17 protein-coding genes are annotated in these 16,549 nt (G+C 64.6%); 1 reads left to right on the top strand and 16 read right to left on the bottom strand.

Features of this window, described 5'->3' with window-relative positions:
* Positions 1-82: 82 nt before the first annotated feature.
* The 7 genes from AAID99_RS04775 to AAID99_RS04745 form a co-directional block, all read right to left on the bottom strand.
* Positions 83-349 (bottom strand): hypothetical protein, encoded by a 267-nt coding sequence (locus AAID99_RS04775; RefSeq protein ID WP_498493301.1) that lies wholly within the window; start codon positions 347-349, stop codon positions 83-85.
* A 30-nt stretch (positions 350-379) separates the two neighbouring features.
* The gene (locus tag AAID99_RS04770) at positions 380-1,963 is read right to left on the bottom strand and encodes an SGNH/GDSL hydrolase family protein (RefSeq protein WP_498493300.1); all 1,584 of its coding nucleotides are present in this window, start codon (positions 1,961-1,963) and stop codon (positions 380-382) included.
* On the bottom strand, positions 1,960-2,481 hold the full coding sequence (locus AAID99_RS04765) for a hypothetical protein (protein ID WP_498493299.1): 522 nt from the start codon (positions 2,479-2,481) through the stop codon (positions 1,960-1,962). Before AAID99_RS04765 ends, AAID99_RS04770 begins: the two co-directional genes overlap by 4 nt.
* 47 nt (positions 2,482-2,528) lie before the next feature.
* A complete protein-coding gene (locus tag AAID99_RS04760; RefSeq protein ID WP_498493298.1) occupies positions 2,529-3,257 on the bottom strand; it encodes a hypothetical protein in 729 nt (242 codons plus the stop codon).
* A complete protein-coding gene (locus AAID99_RS04755) occupies positions 3,254-4,063 on the bottom strand; it encodes a hypothetical protein (protein WP_498493297.1) in 810 nt (269 codons plus the stop codon). Before AAID99_RS04755 ends, AAID99_RS04760 begins: the two co-directional genes overlap by 4 nt.
* Before the next feature lie 3 nt (positions 4,064-4,066).
* Positions 4,067-4,906, bottom strand: a complete 840-nt coding sequence (locus tag AAID99_RS04750) for a hypothetical protein (protein ID WP_498493296.1) — start codon at positions 4,904-4,906, stop codon at positions 4,067-4,069.
* A 90-nt stretch (positions 4,907-4,996) separates the two neighbouring features.
* Positions 4,997-5,296 carry a hypothetical protein gene (locus AAID99_RS04745; protein ID WP_498493295.1) on the bottom strand — a complete coding sequence of 100 codons (300 nt, stop codon included), beginning with the start codon at positions 5,294-5,296 and terminating at the stop codon, positions 4,997-4,999.
* A 162-nt stretch (positions 5,297-5,458) separates the two neighbouring features.
* Between AAID99_RS04745 and AAID99_RS04740 the strand changes: the two genes are divergently transcribed.
* Complete coding sequence (locus AAID99_RS04740) at positions 5,459-5,782, top strand: DUF3761 domain-containing protein (RefSeq protein WP_498493294.1); 324 nt, start codon at positions 5,459-5,461, stop codon at positions 5,780-5,782.
* Positions 5,783-5,806: 24 nt separating this feature from the next.
* Here the strand turns inward: AAID99_RS04740 and AAID99_RS04735 are convergent, their stop codons facing one another.
* The 9 genes from AAID99_RS04735 to AAID99_RS04695 form a co-directional block, all read right to left on the bottom strand.
* A complete protein-coding gene (locus tag AAID99_RS04735) occupies positions 5,807-7,438 on the bottom strand; it encodes a hypothetical protein (RefSeq protein ID WP_498493293.1) in 1,632 nt (543 codons plus the stop codon).
* Positions 7,439-7,500: 62 nt separating this feature from the next.
* Positions 7,501-12,573, bottom strand: coding sequence for a hypothetical protein (locus AAID99_RS04730; protein WP_498493292.1), 5,073 nt, complete (start codon positions 12,571-12,573; stop codon positions 7,501-7,503).
* Positions 12,574-12,577: 4 nt separating this feature from the next.
* Complete coding sequence (locus AAID99_RS04725) at positions 12,578-13,294, bottom strand: hypothetical protein (protein ID WP_498493291.1); 717 nt, start codon at positions 13,292-13,294, stop codon at positions 12,578-12,580.
* Complete coding sequence (locus AAID99_RS04720) at positions 13,291-13,569, bottom strand: phage tail assembly chaperone (protein ID WP_498493290.1); 279 nt, start codon at positions 13,567-13,569, stop codon at positions 13,291-13,293. Before AAID99_RS04720 ends, AAID99_RS04725 begins: the two co-directional genes overlap by 4 nt.
* 74 nt (positions 13,570-13,643) lie before the next feature.
* Entirely contained in the window at positions 13,644-14,057 is a 414-nt protein-coding gene (locus AAID99_RS04715; RefSeq protein ID WP_498493289.1) for a hypothetical protein, read from the bottom strand.
* A 61-nt stretch (positions 14,058-14,118) separates the two neighbouring features.
* Entirely contained in the window at positions 14,119-15,069 is a 951-nt protein-coding gene (locus AAID99_RS04710) for a phage tail tube protein (protein ID WP_498493288.1), read from the bottom strand.
* Positions 15,070-15,134: 65 nt separating this feature from the next.
* A complete protein-coding gene (locus tag AAID99_RS04705) occupies positions 15,135-15,560 on the bottom strand; it encodes a hypothetical protein (protein ID WP_498493287.1) in 426 nt (141 codons plus the stop codon).
* Positions 15,560-15,883, bottom strand: coding sequence for a hypothetical protein (locus tag AAID99_RS04700; protein ID WP_498493286.1), 324 nt, complete (start codon positions 15,881-15,883; stop codon positions 15,560-15,562). Before AAID99_RS04700 ends, AAID99_RS04705 begins: the two co-directional genes overlap by 1 nt.
* Positions 15,880-16,539, bottom strand: coding sequence for a hypothetical protein (locus AAID99_RS04695; RefSeq protein ID WP_498493285.1), 660 nt, complete (start codon positions 16,537-16,539; stop codon positions 15,880-15,882). Before AAID99_RS04695 ends, AAID99_RS04700 begins: the two co-directional genes overlap by 4 nt.
* Positions 16,540-16,549 lie beyond the last annotated feature (10 nt).

Below are 16,549 nucleotides of genomic sequence, written 5' to 3'. Positions count from 1 at the left end.
CTATAGGACCTCAACGATCATGGTGCATGGTGACTCTTTTCCGTTTCAACCGAGATCGCACTTCTTTCTCCGCCATCTCCGCTCATCCCGTCACTCGCTTTTCAGCGCGTTCCAGAGCCTCTCGTAACATCGCATTCTGCGCCCTTAATTCCTCGATCAACGCAAGATATTCCTTCTCGCGTTCCTCGAGCTTGTCCACGCGGGCGTTCAGCCGGTCCAGATCCTTGCGTTGTGATTCGATGGTGGCGCGTGCGCTTGAGGCCCCGAAGCCGATCAGCCAGCGGATGGTAAAGAGCAAGCCACCGAGAACCGCCACCCACCAGGGTTGCGGCGTGAGGTTTTCAGGCATAATCGGGCCTCGCTCGAGCGGGTTGCCCGCTCAGGGAATCAGGTTGCGGATCGTGGCGGCGAGCGCATCGCCCAGGCGCGTTTGCAGCGCATCGGTATAGTGGCTTTTGTCGGCGGCCAGCTCGTCGGCGGGTATCTCCGGTTTCAGCGTGGCCGAAGGCGTGCATTTGCACACGATCGCCTGGGCGTCGAACACGGCATAAGGCAGGCCCGTCGCCTCGCGAAACTGGCTTCCTGTCGCCACGCGGTCATCTGAGTCCCATTGTCCCGGCTGGCCCAGAGGCAGGGGCGTGACCAGTATTGGAAACACGCCCAGGGAGCGGGCATAATCCGCCAGTCTCAGCGCCGAGGCCCGCTGTTGTATCGTGGCCTGCGCGCCAGGCAGGGCACTCATGGCGCCTGTGTCGCGCGCATAGTCATTCGGGCTGTCGAGGGGAATGGTAATGATGCTCGGTCGCAGTCCGGCAGCAAGCAAAGCATAGCCGCGGGCCTGCATCTGGCCTGTGGTCTGACCTGTCCAGGCGGCATCGGCATAGCTTGTCGCCAGCCCGCTCCCGCTCAGCGTTGCGGCAGCGCGGCGCGCATAACCATTATAGTCGGAGGCCGTTTGCCATCCTTGTGTCAGGCTGTCACCCACGGCCATGAGCGTGTAGCTGCGGCTTGCGGTGTAATAGACCGCGCCCACCACGACACCGCCCGCAAATCCCGGATTGCCCGATACGGCCCCCGGCGCAAGCGCCACCGATTGCGTGACGTGATCGCCGCCCACATAGCCCCATTGGGCAGTCCTGCCGCCATTCATGGCCGCGACCAGCCCTGAATCGGCACTTCCCGATCCGGTGCGGGCCGGGAAAAACCCCACGTTCCACGATGCGGGATCGGTTACGAAACGGGTGTAAACAAGATAACCGTTCCCTGAGTCGGTGCGGGGTATCGACTGGATCGGCACGATATCGCTCAGGGTGTAGGACGGCAGCCCCGCGCCGGGCGAGGCTGGCAGTTTGATGCTGCTCGAGCCGTTGAGCGTGACCGTCGCCCAGGGCTGCGCGGTGCCGGTCGCGGTAACAGGGGTTGCGATGTCGCTGGCGCTGGCCGATGGCGCGGCGATCATGCGTGGAAGCGTCACCTCGGTCCTGGCAGTGTTGGCCAGGATCAGGCGCACCCCGATGAATGGCGCATCGAGCGAGTAGTTCGCCAGATAGGTGAATTGTCCCGACCCGCTGGCGTTCGTCAGCATGGACCCGAACATGAACACGTTTTCAGATCGTGCCTGGATGGCTGGCGCTGAAAGCGCGGCCCTGGTCGCAAACCGGCGGTTAGCTGCCTCATTTTTGAGGTAATCGCCTAGCGCAGAAGCAAGAGCCGGTGGCGTGATCGCCTCGGCCCGTAGTTGGGCCAGAGACTGCGCGTTGGCATCAATGCCACGTTCCATCGTCTCAAGTGTGGCTCCCTGCGTGCCTACCGGCGTCGATGCGGGCAGGCCGCGCGGCGGCGTGAATTGCGGGGCGGCCCTTGCGGCCATGACGAACAGGCCCGGCATGTAAAGAACGATCAGGCAGATCACCAGGACAAGCCCGGCAATAAGCCACGGGGCCACGCGTGCGATGTGTCTCATGTCAGATCTCCGAGGCGGGTCGGGATGCCCGCATTATTGAACCAGCCGGTGCCGCTCTCGGGCGGTTCTGTCGGCAGGGAGCGCAGCCATCCGTCCATGACCGCACTCGACACACCGCCGCCCGATTGCGTGGGGGCGTCAGGGCTTTCGGGCAGGTCGAGCGGAAACAGGGCCTCGCGCGGGCTGATGGTGATATTCACCTCGACCTGTTTGCTGTTGCCCTCGCTTGTCAGCGCGCAGACGGTGACGCTCTGCGTGCCCGAGGCCTTCCAGCGCATCCAGGCGGTGGCGATGTTGCCGAACAGGTTCGTCCAGGCGAGGTCGGCCGCGCCGCCCGCCTCGAACCGGAACGAGGTGATGAACTCGCCAGGGGAGAGCAGCTTGTCGAAATCTATGCTGTAATCACCGCCCCCCTTGAGCGAGGAAGAGGGCCAGACAAGCGCATTCTGCGCGCTGGCAAACGCCCCGCCCCCGATGGCCTCGGGGCGCAGGATGTTGACGACGGGTCGCCATGTCATGATGTGATCTCCAGTAAATCCCGCCCGCGTGCCGGGCGGGGCGTGGCTCAGCTGTTGAGCCAGATCAGCGCGCCGTCCTGCAGCGCCATGCTGAACAGGTTTGGCGTGTTCGAGCTGCCCGGCACCTGCACGCTGGCCACAAGGCGCAGCTTTGTGCCGGGGCTCACATGGGCCAGCGCCGTGGCCCGCACACCGAGAAAATAGAAGCGATCGAGCCGCACATTGCTGCCCGCCGCCGCGATGGGCTGGGCAGAAGTATTGCCCTGGCCGTCAATCGTGTGAATGGCCACAATGGCGCGCGCCACCTGCCATGTCGTATCGCTGGCCCCGTTATCGTTGAGCCGTAGCGTGGCGCAGAACTCGGCGCGCAGGGCCGGGCCGGTGAGCGTCACATCGAGGCTGGCCAGCGTGTAACTCTGGGCTTTCCACTGGTGATCGGCCACGGCGCTCATGCCCTGCGCCACCGGCACGGGAATGGCGGCCTCGGCTGGCAGGGCGGAATAAACCAGCGTGGTGCCGGTGAAATTGAGCCGCGCTGTCCTGTCCTGTGTGGTGCCCAACACGGTATCGCGCGAGATCGTCGCCGGTATGCCATGGGTCAGCCGCCCGATGCCCCATTCGGTCTGGGTGCCGTCATCGGCGAAATAGTAAACCTCGCCATCCGTGAACGCTGCCGACCAGTTGCGCCGCCCCGCAGGCGCACCGCTCAGGATAAAATCGCCGGTGCCGGGGTTGTTTGCGGTCTCAAGCACCAGATTGCCGAGCATGGGCATCATAAACGCTCCCTTATCGTGAGAGTAAGGGCGCGCCGGTTGGCCGCCCCCGCCGATGAGGTGATCTCGCCGCCCTCGATGCGCCCGAACACGGCGTCACCGCTGCGCGTGCCCGCCCCCGGATCGGGCAGAAAAAGGATATTCGCCCCCGTGCGGCCGAGGGCGAGCATGGCGCGGATCTGCGGCAGTTCCTCGGTGCCGAGCGATTGATGCTCGATGCGCAGGACGCGGCGCTGCCAGCGCAACGTGACGTATTCCACGCCCGACAGGCTCGTGATCGTATCGGCCCCGCTCTCGGCACTCTCGCCGCTGCTCCAGGCCATGTTGCGTTGTGGCTGCCAGAGCGGCCCGGCATAGGCGAGCGGGATGGACAAAAAGCCATCCGGGTTCTGGGCATCGGCAATCAGGATCGTCACCCGGTCGCCCGGTATTGCGGCGTCCAGCATCATGACGGCCTGACCGTCGCGCATGTCAGCCGCCAGCAGGCCGGAATCATGCGCCAGTGTCGCCCCGCGCCAGATCTTCACCGACCATTGCGCCGTTGCGGTCAGGTTGGTGCGGTGCAGCGAGAAACAGCGCCAGTCCACCATGCCGCCCGGCTCGAGCGTGAGCGAAGCCGTGCGCCCCGGCGCGCGCCAGGCGGTGGCGGGCGCACCCTGCGGCGTGGCGAGGTTGCTGGCTGGCAGATCGGGCATGAAGGCCGAAGCGGTCAGGCGGGCAGTGAGAAAGGCGTTGTCGCACCCAAACGCGCATAGCCTGCCGGTGCTGTCCTCGATGGGACAGAAACCGGAATCGAGTATGGCTTCCATGGCTCAGCCTCCTGCCTGTTCCGGGGTGAACAAAGGCAGGCGCAGTGACTGGCCGTTGACGTTGATGTGCAGCCACTGCACCGGCTGATCGTTGAGGGAGAGTTTCGCCCCCTGACCCGTGACCGGGCTTGCAATCTGCAGTTCACCGCCCGGCCCCGGATAGAGGCCCAGATTGGGCGAGCCGTTCTCGCCCATCTGCACATAAAGCCCCGCCGCCGCCTGTCCGCTGCCCGCCTGGATGTTGAGCGTGTTGGTGGGGGCGGCATTGGGCGAGATCGAAAAGATCAGCTGGCCCGCCATGTTGGTGACGAGCATGCCGTCATCCGAAAACTGCAGGCGCTGGCCCTTTTTGGTTTTCGTCACGGTTGAGAACAGCATCGCGCCTGAATCGAGGCCCTGCACGTTTTCGCGCGTCTCGGCAGTGCGCCACTCGATGCCCTGGCGCGAGCCCATGGCTATGGCCGTGCCGTAACCATCCGCCCCATCCGTGCCGGTCAGACTGTCATTGGCGAAGATAATGCCGCTCTTGTGCCGAGACGGGTTGCGCACGAACACGATTCCGGCCTCGGCATCGCTCGAGCCTTGTGTCTGCCCGCCGCCCGAGCCGATCTGGATGGCATAGGTGCCGCCGCCGCAATTCGGGTGATAGGGCGTGGACATACCCGCCGCCGCCCCGCCCATATTCACGGTTTCCAGTTCCATGCCGAAGCTGGGCTGATAATTGACGCCCGCCATGCGCCAGCCCTCGCCATAATAGGCATAGGCCGTGGCCGTAGTCGGGTTCTGCGTCTCGTCTGCTACACCCCAGGCCGCAACGCCGATTGCCGAGGGCACAAAGCCCATATAGGCGCTCTGCTTCTGGCTGTCGGACGTGCGAGACGCCCCCGTGATGCCGGTGGCACCAAAGCGCGAAATGGCGGCAAAGGTGCTTGTCTAGGTCGCCCAGGCCCCGATCGAGGTCGAGCCCATGATCTGCGAGAGCCAGTCATTGCGCGTGGTGTCGCGGTTGCGCTGGCCCTGGTTATCCGCTGCCGCCCCGATGAAAAGCCGGTCGCCGATACGCCCGACCGTGGCCCCGTCATCGGCGAAGAAAACCCCGCTTGCGTCCTTGTCCGGCACGGCTGGCGCAACCCTGTTGAGCGGCATGGAGCGCGTGCAGCCCTGCTGCTCGACCACGATCACTTCCGACCCGTCGAGCGTCGCAATACGCGGATAAGCGCCTAGTCTGGCCATGATGGGTTTCCTGTAATCCGGATGTTGTGTGGCCTTCCCGTTGCAGCCAACGGGCAATCTCGCCGCAGTATCTGTGGTCGGTGTTGAATCGCCGTTACTGTCGCGATGCTCACGGATAGTCTGACGCGCCCGATCCCGTGGAATCGTCGAAGGAAGCACGCCATGCATATTGCCCGGTTATTGTCAGCGCTCTCGATATCGAGCGCGATCCTCATAGGCCCGGCATTTGCGCGTGGTCATGCCCCGACCCAGCCGCCCGCCAATGCGGTAACGGCACCTGCCGCACCTCAGCCTGCAGAGGACACGCTGCGCGAGCACGGCCACTACGAAAATATCGACGGCAAAGTCGTGCATTCGCCAGCACACACTGTGACGGGCGCAGCCCCTCCCGGTGCGTCTGCCAAATGCGAGGATGGAAGCTATTCCTTTAGTCTTCACCGCAGAGGGACATGCTCGCATCATGGAGGGGTTCAAAGCTGGCTCTAGACATTGTGTCCCTGCCGGACATGACTATTCGCCGACCAGCACTTGCAGGGTGAGCGTTGTTTCATCGGGGCGCAGCTGCTCGCCCACCACGAGGCCGGAAAGGGTTTGATCGGGATGTTCCGGCAGGGTCAGGGTGACGTGATCGCCCAGATCGACCGCGTAACCCTGTTCCACCGGCACAGTGAGGGCGCGCAGGCGGCGCGTGCTGGCCCAGAGCGTGGCGTGCAGGGTCGCGACCCTCACCGCGTCCTGTTCGTCGCTCAGGGCCGTGACCAGCGCGGGGGGATCATTGGGCACGCGGTAGCGCCTGCGCAGTTCGGGCGAGGCCCAGCTTGCCAGCCGGTCGGCCTGGCCGATAAAGGCCTGACGCTCCGGGGTGACCAGCGGACTAAGCCCCGAGCCTGCCGCCTGCACGGTCTGGGCATGGGCATAACCCACACGCCAGCGTGCGGGCGGCGGGTCGAGCCTATCATCGAGCGCGACCGGGGCCACCGCGATCAGGTTATGCGGCCCGAAATGGGCCACGGCCTCGCCCTGGGGCGCATGAACCGCCACGGGGCGCAGCGCGCCCGCGCGCGAGGCCACAAGCCGCACGCCCAGCCCGGAGAGCAGCGTATCGGCCACCTCGCGCCCGGTCACGCGTGCGCTGCCATCCCAGAACCACCCGCCCGGCCAGGTCATGGCCTGCGCCGCTGTGTCCCATGAGGGGGCGAACAAATCCGTTCTCAGCGCGCAGTCCTGCAGCAGCATGTCGCGCAGGAGCGAGAGCAGCCCGCCCGGCATCGTGCCATCTGGCAGGGCACCGGTTGCATCGAGCGTGATGGCCCAGACGGGCCTTGTGCCGAGCCGAAACCAGACGCCCGAGGAATCGGACTGCACGATGTAATGGCCGGGCGGCGGCTCGGTCTTGAACACATCGGCCACCTGTCCGGCAAAAACGATGCCGCCAGTAGCGCCGCCCTCGTAAAGCGCCTCGATGCTGCCCGGTGCATCGCTCACCTGATAGATTAGTCTGATGGTATCGACCGCCACCGGCGTGAGGTTGAAGGCCCGCCCGCGCAGTTTAGGCCGGTAGCGCCCTGCCAGATCCGCCCCGCCATTGCGCCCGCCCTTGCCGTCATAGGGCGCGCCCTGGGCCGGGGCATCGAGCCATGACGTGGCATCGGTAAGAGCGATTTCCACGCTTTGCCGGTCGGGCTGCCAGGAGCGGCCCAGCCCGGCAAAGGCGGGTTTCAGATCGCGTTCGGGCGGGTCAATGGCACAACCCCGGATTGCGTCGCGCTGGCGCAGGCCGTAGCGCACACGCAAGGGCATGTGATCGACCACGCGCGTTGCAATGATGTGATCGAGCAGCCCGTTCGGACTGGACAGGACCAGCGCGCCCCAGCTCTCGGCCCCGGCCTGCGCATCGGGGCGCAGATCCAGCCGCCGATCCAGGCTGTAGGCCTGTTGCACCAGAGGCGGCCAGGCGGCGTGTGTGTCGCTGACATAGCCCACATCGGAAAAGCGCAGTGTTTCGATTGCCTCGACCGGCGCAGGCAGCAGCGTCAATGCGCCCCATGGCGTTGACCCCCAGCCATGCGCCGGGGCCGGGGTGGTCGCTTCTCCCGGCACGGTCACGGTGAGTTCGACCGCGTGGAATAGCTGACCGCTCATGATCGTTCCTTATGTTGATTGGGTCATATGGACGCGAATTGCCGACCATATGACCCGGCCACTCAACCGGCCTTGCGCAGGGCCGCCTGGCGCTGCTCGGCCACGCTCTGTTTCGTGGCGTTGGCGGTATCGCGCAGCGTGTTGCCATTGGCCTCGGTCGCGGCCACCAGCTTGCGCAGCAGCTCCACCAGACTGGCGGTGTTGTCGCGCGTCTGGTTAAGCACTGCCTGCTTCAGGGCCTCGGGCGAGCGCGTGCCGATCTCGCGCATGGCCGCCGTGATCTGCTCATAGATCCGGGCGTATTCCGTGCCCGATCCATAAACCGCCTGACCCGTGGAAAGCAGGGTCTGCGCATCGCCCTGCACGCGTGTCAGGGCGTCGAAATCGCCTGCGCGCGCCGCCGCAAGCGTGCTCTGGAAATTGTCGTTTGCGGCCCGGTACTGTGCCTCGGCCGAGAGCGGCGAGGCGCTGGACGTGCTCAGCCCGCGCGTGAAATCAACCAGAGAACTGATGACCGAGGCGGCAGAACTGGCCGCCTGATCATGGGCCTGTTTGGCTGCCTCCGCCGCCTTGTCCGCATATTGTTTCTGGATGGCCAGACGTTCGGCACCCAGCGTCTTTTCCAGATCCTTGGCCTGCTGCAGATAGGTCAGGTTCCCCGCATAGGCTTCGCCCAGGAAGTCGCGCCAGCTATCGGCCAGCTGGCGTTTCTGCTGGGTTGCGGAGAGGTCGAAACTCATGAGCGCCGCGCCCTGGTCATCGCCCGTGGCGGTGAGATAACGCACCCGCACCGACTGGGCGCTTTCGGCCAGGTTCTGCATGTTGAGCGCATAGCCCTGGCTATAGAGCGCGCTGAATTTGTCATTCAGTGCGTTGCCGTCCAGCCCGTAGCTATTGGCCTGTGTGGCAGCGGCCTCATAGGTTTTCTTGAGCACTTCCATCTGCTCGACCCAGCTTTGCTGCCCGTTCACCGTGGCCTTCATGAGGTTGGGCATGGTGTTGGTCACAAACTCGGTGATGGTGGCCACCTGGCTTTGCAGATCGCTGGTCGCTAGTGTCTTGCCGTTGAGCATGGTATCGAGCGCCGTGCGCAGATCGCCCGTGGCCTCGGTAAAGCCCGAGACGGTTACGGTGCCGTCGCTGTTGAATTTCGACACCGCCACACCGAGCGCATCCACCGTGTCGGCCATGGTTTTGAGCTGCACGATTGCGCTCTGGAACGCGGCGACGCTGTCGAAACTTTCGGGCATTCCCTGCGAAAGCGCCTGGCTGAATGTGGCGCTGTCATCGCTGCGCAGCTGCACCTTGCCGAGCAGGTCGGCCAGGCTCACGGAACGCTGCGACGGGTCTTTATTGTTCGGATCGTCGCGCACCGTACCGAGATAGAGATTCTCGGCCTTGAGCCCCAAACTGTCCATCATGGTGTTGAGGTTTTTCAGATCGGCCTGCAGCTGTCTGGTGATCGTGTCGTCCTGCTTCTGGTTCCAGCTCTGGCCCATGCTGAACCGGTCGCCCTCGAGCACCACCTGATCTATGGTGTAGGGGTTTTTCTTGTGACCGAAGAGGCCGCCGAGCAGGCCACCCAGTCCACCACCGATCAGCCCGCCATAAAGCGTTCCGACAACCGGCACGAAAGACCCGATACCGGCACCCACCGCCGCACCGGCACCGGCACCCACCATGCCATAGGTACCGCCACCGATATTGCCCAGCGCAGACCCTATTGCGAAACCGCCACCCACACCGGCCAGGAGATTGCCTACTGTCGCCCCACCGAAGAGCTTTGTTTTCATGGCGCCTGAGAGCCAGCTGCTTGAACTTGCCACACTCGACGCGGGCGAACCGGCCCCGGCAATCGAGACCTTGGCCGCCGCATTACCGACCGAGCTGCCCGAGGCGAGGGAGTCACTTACATCGCCCAGTGTCTGGCGATGCTCGCCGCCCATCATGTTGAGCACCGGATTGACCAGAGCCATTTTCGCGACCAGCCCCACAACCTGCGTTTGCAGGCCCTGGAGCACGGATTTGAAACTGACGGCCCCCTTGCCGCCCTGGATAAAGGCCTGTGTGATGTCATCGACCAGTGTTTCAAACATGCGCCCCAGACTGTTGCTCAGCTCGTCCACGGCGCTTTTCTGGCGTTGATAGGCGGCTGTGGCCTCGGCCTGGGCTTTGGTCAGGCTGATATAGTCCTGCGCCTCCTTCGGCAGGATTTCCCCATATTGCCGGTGCATTTCCATCTCGGCCTGCATGACGGCAACGCTGATCTGGCGCTGCTCGGTGTTCTCGCCGAGTGACGCGGTTTGTGCCTTGATCAGCGCGATCGAGTCGGACAGGCTTTCATTCTTCTGCAGTTGCTGCGCCCGCACCTGGGCGGCGGATGCGGCATCGAGCGCCGCCGTTCGACGTTCCACCGCCGCCACGAATTCCGGGTTTCTGGTGTCGTAATCGTTGAGTGCCTCGGTATAGGCCATCTGGTAGTTCGTCGCGTGCTGCAGGGCCTCGCTCGATCCACCGGCAGCGGCGGCAATAGCGGTTTGCGATTGCGCCTGGCGTTCGGCGGCTACCGTGCCATCCTCATAAGCTGCCGCCAGCACGGCCTGCTTGTCGGCCAGGGCCTGGGCAAGCGCCTGTTGCTCGATACCCGTGCCGCGCGCCGTCTGGCTGAATTGCGCGGTCACTTCCGCCATGCTGCGCCAGTAACCCGTTTGAGATTTCAGCGGGGCAATGCTGTCATTGAGCCCCTGCGTGATCTTCTCCTGCGGGCTCAGCGTATTGGCGAGCGCCACACGGGCTTGCGTGATCTGCTCTTTTGTCTGCGTCCAGGCCGCCGAGCCTTCCTTTTGCGTGGCGAGAAGTTTTTCCTCTGACGCGATGTAATCCTCAAGCGCGCTGCGTTGCTGGGTCCAGCTCGTTTCGCTGATTGAACCGGCAGAGGCCGACGCCCCGGCCTTGAGGGATTTCGTGTTGTCGATGACGGCGGCAGACGTTGCGTGCCTGACGGCTTCGGGCGAGCCCGCGCTTGCGGCCTTGTGGTCGGTGTATTGATGGCCGCCACTCTCGTGACCGATCATGGCCTTGTAGAGATTGATCGAGCGCGTCGGGAAATTGAGGCGCGCCGCCTCCTGGTCGATCAGGGCGGACGTGTCGGCGGGCAGTGTGTTGATATCGTAACCATAGACCGCCGAGGCATATTCCTTTGCCTTGGGCGTGCCGGGCGTATGGCCGCTGTAATAGGCAAGTGTCGCGTCGAGGTTGTCGTTCGCGCGCTTTTTCGCCTCCATATAGATTTTCATGGAGGCGTCGATATTGCCCTGGGGCGTCATGATATCGTAGCCGCTGCTATAGCGCGGATCGACCTGGCCGAGCCCGTAATGATGCTGACCGGCGGCGAAATTATCAAGCACGTCGCCGCCTGCGAGCCCGTCTGTGGCAGGTCTGCGGGCGTTTCTGGTCAGATAGGTGGTCACATCGGTGATCGCATCCATCAGCCCGATGCCGATACCTTTGGCGAGCTTGCCGAGCGTGCTTGTGACGGGCTCGGTCACGGTCTTGAGATTTTCCAGCGAGCGCCTGAACGGGGTCATGGCCTCATCATGCGCGCCCTTGGTGGCCTCGCGTATGCGGTCGATGACCAGGGCAAAGGCTTCGCCCTGGCTGCCGCTCGCCTGCAGGCTGCGCACCTGCTCGACAAGGGCGGCATCCACGCCCGGCAGATGCTGCTTGTAAAGCGCCTCGATCTGGGCGGTCGGGTCGGTCATGGCCTGTTGCACGGCCTTGATTCCATCGCCCAGCGTGCCGAAAACGGCCCCCGCATCGCGCGCGATATTGGCCAGCGCCATGATATCGTTGCCCGACCCGGCGAAGTTATAGGTCTGCCCGATCTGCGTGGCGGCGGTTGTTGCATCGTCGCGCGACCAGCCCGGTAGCCGGCTCAGACTGAGACCTGCCGATGTGACAGTTCCGGCCATGCGTGACGCGTCGTCTCGCGTGGCGCGCAGCTGCGTGGAGAGTTTGGCCAGGCGCGATTCCTGTTCCTCGGCGTATCCCCCGAGCTTGCCCATGGCCACACCCGCACCGACCAGTCCGGCGATCAGACCGACCGGCCCCATGAGCAGACCACCCACGATCTGCGTGGCCTTGCCGAAACCACCCATGACCGTGACCATGTTCGGCACCTGGTAGAAGGCGGCCTTCATGGCTCCGCCACCGGCGATGACCTGATCGGCGAATTTATGGGCTTCGCCTGCCAGAATGCCGATCTGATAGCTCGACAGCTTCGCGGCGGCGGCGTTCTCGACATGGGCTGCGGTCTGGCCCTTGATTGCCTTGCCCAACGTACCCGTCTCGCGCGCAGCAAGGCGCATCTGCGCCACTTCCTCGGCCAGGACGTTCACCCTGTCCTGCCTGGCCGCAATTATCCTGTCTGCGTCTTCGGTGGCCACACCGCCCCCCGCTACGGCGGTTTGCGCCATGGCTTTCACGCGCTCGAGTTGCTCGCGGGCGTTTGCGAGTTGCAGCATTTTTTTCGACAGCTCATCGGCAGAGGCCCCGGCGCGCAGGAACGCCTTGGCCGAGCTGTCCAGCCCTGCGCTCAGCACCGTGGTGGCCTTGCTGCTGCTGTCGCCAAGCCCGGCCATGCTGTCGCGAAAGCCGTTGAGCATGGCGCTGGACTGGCCGATTTCGCCATTCATGGCGGCCTGCGCGTCCGTGCTGGCCCGCTGCCTGGCGTGCAGATCGGCAAACCCGTCTGAAACACGGGTAATCTCGGCATCGAGCCGGGCCATTTCCTGCGTGGCCTTGCCCATATCCGGCGTGACACCGGTTGCCACCGCATTGCGCAGTTCCTCGCGCTGCTTCTTGAGGTCGGCCAGCTGCGCGCGTGTCTGGGCCAGTGTGGCGGCGGTCTTGCTGCCGACGCTGCCCACGGAATCGGCGGCATCCTTTGCGCCTCCTGCCACGGCTTTCGCGGCGTCCGCTGCCGCCTTGCCCATATCGCCCACGGCACGCGAGACGCCCTCGCTCCTGTCCTGCAGGCGGTCGAGGTTATGCGCCGCCGATTCCGTGCCTTCCTGCGTGCGGTCCACCACCTCGATGACGTTGTCGATCATGTTGATCTGGCGGACGCTGACCATGGTTTCAGACCTTTTCTGTCAGAATGAGCGTGGGATAGAGCACCTGGCCGCCCGCCTGACGGTCGGGGCGGCGGCTGACATAAGCCGCGTGTTTGCGGGTCCAGCCTCCTTTACGCGACCAGCTCAGCCCCGAGGCGACGCCCGCGCCTTTGAGGATGTAGGGAACGGGGCCGCCTCGCGTGTCCTGGCCGCCGCTCAGGGCCTTGAAGGCACGGGCGATCTCGACCGTCTGGAATCGCCTGCGCGCCGATTGACGCACCGATTCCACGATGCGCGGCGGCACGCCTGTTTTCTGGCCGCCCACCTCGATCTTGCGGGCATAGGGGGCTGTGTTCGTAATCCAGACTTCGGAACCGGACGGGATATCCTGCGGGCTTTCGGTCCAGATCCGGCCATCCACCATCATGAACCAGCTGTTTCGGAAATTGCCCGAGCGCGCAGGGGAGCGGTTGCGCAGCTCGGCCAGGCACCACACAACCGCATCGGCCACGCCGCTGAAGGCATAGACCACATGGCCGCCATCCAGCTTGACGGTTTCCTCTGCCCGGTCGGTCTGACGGTCAACCACCGTGCGAAAGCGGGCCGGGGCCTGGCCGCTTTCTATCAGGCTGTCGCGAAAGTCGCGGCATTGCTGCGCCACGATCGCGCGCAGTTCGGCGCTTGTGCGCACCGCCTGCGTGTTGATGTGGATCTGATGCCGCACAACCTGCGATAGCCTCATCTGTGGCGCTCCCTGAACTTGTCGGACCAGTCCTTGAGAAAAGCCGCATCGAGCGCGATCACGCAGCGTTCGAGCAGCGCCATTTCCTGTTCGGAAAGTCCGTAATGATCGGCCCAGCGCATGAGCGCAGACCACGGGATCGGCTCGGGGCGGGACTCGATGAAGCCGCCGCCCAGCGCGTTGAATGTGCCGATGACCGTATGCGGGCGCTCGGTCGAGAGCCGGTGCCAGGCCCGCCAGATCCAGACCAGATCGGGCCTCGGTTCGGGGCGCACGGCGTCCTCACCTTCAATGGAGCCCCAGCAATCGGGAAACGCCCCCCAGCGAAGGTGCCAGCCGAACGCCGCGCTCAGTTTCCCTCGGCTTCCTCGGCCTGTTTCACGGCCCCTGACGCCACCAGGCTGGCAGCCTCCCAGCAGCAACGCTGCAGCTGCCCATAGGAAGGATCGGCCAGAAGGTCGCGAAAGCCGTCGAGCGTGACCTTTTCGGTCTCGGCGTCATCGACAAAAAGCCCGTCCACATCGAGCAGGAGGAAATCGACCAGAAGCCCCGCATTGATGGCGCGTCGTACTGCGTTGGGAATGCGCTCGATGCTTCCACGGAATTTCTCGGCGGCCTGGGCCAGCCTGCGGGCCTGGGCGTCGATGAACGCATCGGTATAGCCGCGCGTGCGGATACGCAGGCCGGGATATTGCTCGATATCGACCCATACACCGTCATTGATTGCGGCGCTGTCGGTCTTGAGGTCTGTGAGTCTTGCCATTGTGGGGGTGTTCCTGCGGGAAAGGTGAGGAAGGAAAAGGGAGGATGGTTGTCAGCCGCGCTCAGGGCGCGGGCTTGATGCGGGTGATCTTGAATGTGCCGCCGCCCGTCTGGGGGTTGCCTTCCAAGTCGAAGGTCGCAACGATCGAGGTGTTGCGGCTCCCGGCGTTGATCTGCGGGTTTTGCAGGCGACCGTTGAGGAAGGTGAAGCGGTAGCCGTTGCCGGTCGCGTCCTTCACCTCGATGTCGATTGCGCCCGACCAGCCCGCCACATACTGATCGTACAGGGTCCAGTTCTTGAAGAAGATTTGCAGCTGCCCGTCTGCCTTGAACTGGCCGGGGCGGATGCCGCACGCATAGGCCTGCCCGATGCCGTAATCGCTATCGGCTCCGTCGCGGGTGATCGTGATATCGACCTGACGCAGCACACCGACCGGCACCTGCCCGCCCAGCTTGAACGAGGCGAAATTGCCGACCGTATCGAGCACCGCCCCGGCAGGGGCGGGAATGTAGCTCGCGGCGGGATCGACAAGGCTTTTTTCCTGCCGCGCACAGGTGAAATCGAAAGCAGTGGTCGCAAAATTGCCCTGCGGAAAACTCAGCTGTGCGCGCGTGCAGAATGCGCCGGGGCGGAGAAAAAAACCGTCGCCGATTGCCTGATGCAGGCACCAGGTCTTGACCATGTTGTTATTGACGATGGAGCCGTCATTAGCCCAGTCAGCGCCCATGATGCCCGCGAGAAGGTCGTCATAGGTGCCGACCGAGAGCGCGCCGGAGAGCGTGCCGGAAACGCCTAGCTGCGTGGTGACGGCCTGCGACACTTCGGCCAGGAGATTGATTTCCTCGGGGCGCTGGCGCGTGTCGTTGAGGCGGAAACTCTCGCCGGTAAAGCGCGTGCGCTGGAAGGCCCCGCCCGGCTTGACGGCGTAGCTCTCCTCTTTGGCATAAGAGACGGTCGAGGCATTGGATTGTGCCGCTGCCGCCCAGTTGGCTGTTGCGCCAGTATAGGCCATGGGGGTTTCTCCCTTGGGGTTGCAGGCATGAAAAAAGCCGCCCGGATGGGGCGGCTTGGCGGATGTCAGATCATGCGATCCTGAAAGCGGTAGCGGACGATCAGGGTCATGGTGAACCAGTTCCCGCCCGTGTCGGGATCGGGCGGAAAGAGGCTCTGCCCGTCATAGAAAAGCCCATCGGGCAGGCGCTGCACGCCTTCGAGCTGGGCGCGGAACATGACGCTCATGCTCTTGCAGAGGCTCAATGCGTCAGGGGTTGAGATCGACCCGGCCCGAATGGTCAGATGAAAGGCAAATTCGCCATCTTCCTCCATGGCTTCCTCGCCAATGCCCAAGCGGTCCGACTGGCTGGCCTGGACTTCCATGCGCCAGAACAGATCGGGCCGGTCCTCGCTTTGCTGCTCGAGCGCATCGACCAGGGCGAGGCCCTGTTGTTTCGCGACCAGCTGGGCGCGGTAATGGGCGTCGTTCCAGACGATATCGGACAGCATTACGCGCCTCCCGAGGCAATAAGGGTCCAGCCGCACAACGTGCCACGGTCGAAAACCGGGCTGGCGTCAGTCAGAGTGTAGGTTTTCGGCCCGTCGCGGAGCTGGTCCCGGACGGCGGGCACATAGCCCGCCCGTGATGTTTCTTCGGCGGTGATCTGAACGACAAGCACGGCCTTGCCGACGCCCTCCGCCAGCTGCGACGCCTGCGGTGGCGGGGCGTAGCCGGTCACGGTCAGACTGCCTTCCATACGCGGGCGCGACAGGATCATGAGGCGACCGGCGCGCTGGATCTGTCGCCTGCGTCGGCTGGCGCCCACGCTCATGACAGACCCGCCTGCGCATAGCGGGCGAGAATGGCCGCCGCATCGGGTGGCAGGCCGCCAAGGCTTGCATCGGGCGTAGCCCAGCTGCTTGCCCCCACGCCTTGCTCGCTCTCGGATCGCAAGAGCGGGTCGCCGCGCTGGGCGGTAAAGAACAGGGCCCGGGCGGTTGAGAGCGTGGCGGCGCGGATATCGGCGGGCACGGTCGGGGCCAGGGGCTCGCCCTGGTCGTCTTTCATGCCCGGCAGGATCCAGCCGCCCCGGTAGGTCACGCGGTAGCGCCCCGGCCACCACCAGCCACCTTGCAGCCGGGAGGGGTAAAGCAGGCCAGACCAGGCTGCGCACTCCCAGCCTTCGGGGCCAGGATCGAGGGTGAAACCGTCCTGGGTGACGGTGACGATCTCGACCACGGGCGAGGCGGTGAGAGCGAGCGAAAGGCGGCGCTCGCCATCCCCGACGCGCAGGCTCTGGCGATACAGACCCGCCAGAACCGGACGGCCCAACGTGGCCTGAACGAGGGCCGTGGCCTGGGCCAGATACTCGCTCAGGGCCGGGTCATTATTCTGCCCGCCCGGCTCGCCCGCCAGCTGCTCGCGCAGGGCATCGAGCGAGACCAGGGCGAGCCCCTTGGCGGGGCTTTCGAGGATGGTGAGCGTCATGTTGCCCCCG

Source organism: Asaia sp. Ae19-3, from assembly GCF_059801175.1.
This window is presented reverse-complemented; position numbering and strand designations above follow the sequence as displayed.